Source organism: Adlercreutzia shanghongiae (assembly GCF_035830635.1).
Lineage (GTDB): Bacteria > Actinomycetota > Coriobacteriia > Coriobacteriales > Eggerthellaceae > Adlercreutzia > Adlercreutzia shanghongiae.
Genome location: NZ_JAYMFI010000042.1, coordinates 1 through 3,144, shown reverse-complemented (window position 1 = coordinate 3,144; position 3,144 = coordinate 1). Strand labels below are relative to the sequence as shown.

Below are 3,144 nucleotides of genomic sequence, written 5' to 3'. Positions count from 1 at the left end.
CCAAAACAGACAAGGAGTCATAGAGCAGTACCAACAGCTTACTCGCGGTACCTTCTTCAGCTGATTGACGGTACCAATTCCGCTGACCGATGGTACCGCGAGGGCTTACTACTCAGCCGACAGCGAATGGGGATCGAGAAGGTACCTGGACGTGTCGCTGCTGGACGAGTAACCATGCCGACGGCCGGCAGCCGCCTGCTGGAATTTGCGCAAGAGTCTGGACAGTGCCTGTACTTATGATTGTTAGATTTACTTTGTTTGCGGCGAGAATGACCAGCGCTGAGTTTATTGTTCGAAATACTATCGAAGAGGAATGCGAGATTCGGTACATGAAAATGCAGGTATTTGCTGCCGAACGAGGGGGAGGACGCTGGTCATCCAAGCTGATCTTGCAGCTGTTGTTTTGCTCATCGCATGCAGTTACTGCCAAATCGCGAGCCCATCGTGCACATTGCAGGGCCGACCCAAATGCGTAGACGGCTTCAGCAACCTCGCTATATGCATTGATTATTTCATCTGAGCTGCCACGGCGTTCCGCGCAACACTGCTACGGCGTTCCACTCTGCACTGCTACAAACCGAGCGTATCTCTAACGCCATTCCATCGCGATTCCGTCCGAGCCCCGCTTCTTTTCCTGCACAATCTCGATGAGGTGCAAAAGCACCGTCATGACCATCGAGAGAGCAGGAGAAGAAAATGGTCAAGTACAGAGAGATCCTCAGGCTTCATGCCCTGGGGGTCAGCGTTCGCAACATCGCATTCTCATGTCGATGTTCTACCGCTACGGTCAGAGCTGTCACCGGGCGCGCGAAAGCAAACGGCCTTTCATGGCCTTTACCGGAGGAGATGGGTGATCGGGCCATCAGGGACGCCATCTATCCACCTAAATCGAAAGCCGATCCGGACAAGGCGCCAATCGACCACGAGCACATCGATGCCGAGATGTCACGACCCGGCGTGACGATGATGCTTCTGTGGTCGGAGTACTGCGAGGCGGCGACCGGCCAAGGGAAATCACCTTACATGTACTCGGCGTTCTGCGACCGCCACCGCTCTTGGGCGCAGGCGCACAAGGCCACCATGCACATGACCCACAGGCCGGCCGAGCAAATGCAGGTCGACTACGCCGGCGACACCATGGAAGTCGTCGACATCGACACCGGCGAGTTGCTCAAGGTCCATGTCTTCGTCGCCTGCCTCCCCTTCTCGGGAAAGCTCTATGCGAAGGGCGCATACGATATGAAGGAGGAGTCCTGGGTGGATGCCCACGTATCGGCATTCTCCTTCTTCGGGGGCACGACTCCCATCATCGTTCCCGACAACCTCAAGCAAGGGGTTGTCAAGCACACCATCGACGAACTTGTCATCAACGAGCAGTACAGGCGTATGGCCGAGTACTACGGATGCGCCATCGTGCCTGGTCGTCCCCGGCGACCTCGCGACAAGGCCGCTGTCGAGATGGGGGTCCGCGTCATAGAACAACGGGCAATCGCTCCCTTGAGAAACCGCGTGTTCACCTCCCTTGACGAGCTCAACGATGCTCTCATGGAGCGAGTGGACGAGATAAACGCCCGGCCCTTCCAAAAGCGCGAGGGCAGCAGAGACGAGGTGTTCTCCCGCCAAGAAAAAGCACTGCTCGTCCCGCTGCCGCACTCACCCTACGAGATGGTCATCCGCAAGGGTGCCACCGTTAATTTTAGCTACCATGTCTCCTTCGATGGTAGATGGTATTCCGTTCCGTTTGCCTATGTCCGCCGCGAGGTGGAGATCTGCGCCACCAAAAGCGCGGTCTGGATCGTCTGCGACGGTGGGCGCATCGCCATGCATGAGAGGTCACGCGGCCCAAAAGGGTCCTATTCCACCAACCCCGATCACATGCCCGATACCCACCGCGACTTCACCGAATGGAGCGGGCAGCGCTTCAGGAAATGGGCGAAGACAATCGGCGTCTCCTGCGCAACGGCAATCGATGCCATCCTCTCTTCGAGGAAGATCGAGCAGCAATCGTACAGATCGTGCCGAGCCGTGCTCGCGCTCGCTGACAAGCATGGAAGAGAGGCGCTCGAGCAGGCATGCGCCAAGGCGCTGTCTTACTCGCCCAGACCGAGCTACAAGACCATCAAATCAATTCTGGCTGGCAGCGTCAAGGTGACTCGAGAGGATCCAGATGCCGGGGCGTACCTGCGCGGAAGCGATTACTATACGAACCTCGAAGATGAAGGAGATGTGCGATGAGCGTGAGTCAGACCACCATGGACAAGCTGTACGGGATGAGGCTGTCGGTGATGGCCCAGGCGTATCGCGACCAGGAGGAGGTGCCAGGCGTTGCCGACATGACCTTCGACGAGCGCTTCGCGATGATCGTGGATGCGGAGTGGGACGGCCGCCGGATCAACAAGCGCACCCGATTGCTGCGCCAAGCCGGCTTCTCCGATCCCGAAGCCAACGTCATCGACATCCGATACGACGCCGACCGCAAGCTCGACAAAGCGAAGATGGTCGAGTTGTCGAACTGCGGGTGGGTCAAAGCTCGCAGAAACGTCGTCATCACAGGAGCCTCAGGAGCCGGGAAGTCATGGATAGCCTGCGCGCTGGGAGTCGCAGCATGCAATGCCTTCTATTCGGTGCGCTATGTAAGGATGCCGGAGATGCTCGATGAGCTCACCGTGGCGAAAGACGAGGAGTGGCTCAAGTCGAAGAAGCGCTACACGAAATGCGACGTGCTGATAGTCGACGATTGGCTGCTTGAAAAGATTAGAGGAGAGCAGGCGCGCGAGCTGCTCGAGATAGTAGAGTCAAGGCTAAGGACGGGCTCTCTCATAATCTGCTCTCAGTTCTCGCCGGCGGGCTGGCATGCGAAGCTGGGCGAGGGCGCTATCGCGGACGCAGTGATTGACAGAATCGTCTACAGGTCTGATGTCATCCACATTGAGGGAGACGAATCTATGCGCAAGCGCATCGGTTGAGCAGATCAATAAATGCAAGGGGCGCTGCGAGAAACCGGCGCCCCTGTTGCCACGTAGCAGCGCAATGCGGAACGCTGTAGCAACGTAGCGTGGAACGCCGTGGCATTTTAGCTGCAATAATCACTCAACGGGTCCGCTCTTTCTGAAGTTGGGCAAATAGACGGGGTTCCGTGCTTTT

Annotated in this window: 2 protein-coding genes; both read left to right on the top strand. The window is 57.4% G+C overall.

Features of this window, described 5'->3' with window-relative positions:
* Window positions 1-696: 696 nt before the first annotated feature.
* Window positions 697-2,235 (top strand): IS21 family transposase, encoded by a 1,539-nt coding sequence (gene istA / locus VJ923_RS12040; RefSeq protein ID WP_326441819.1) that lies wholly within the window; start codon window positions 697-699, stop codon window positions 2,233-2,235.
* Window positions 2,232-2,966 carry an IS21-like element helper ATPase IstB gene (gene istB / locus VJ923_RS12035; protein WP_326441817.1) on the top strand — a complete coding sequence of 245 codons (735 nt, stop codon included), beginning with the start codon at window positions 2,232-2,234 and terminating at the stop codon, window positions 2,964-2,966. The genes istA and istB overlap by 4 nt, the downstream gene beginning before the upstream one ends.
* Window positions 2,967-3,144: the final 178 nt, after the last annotated feature.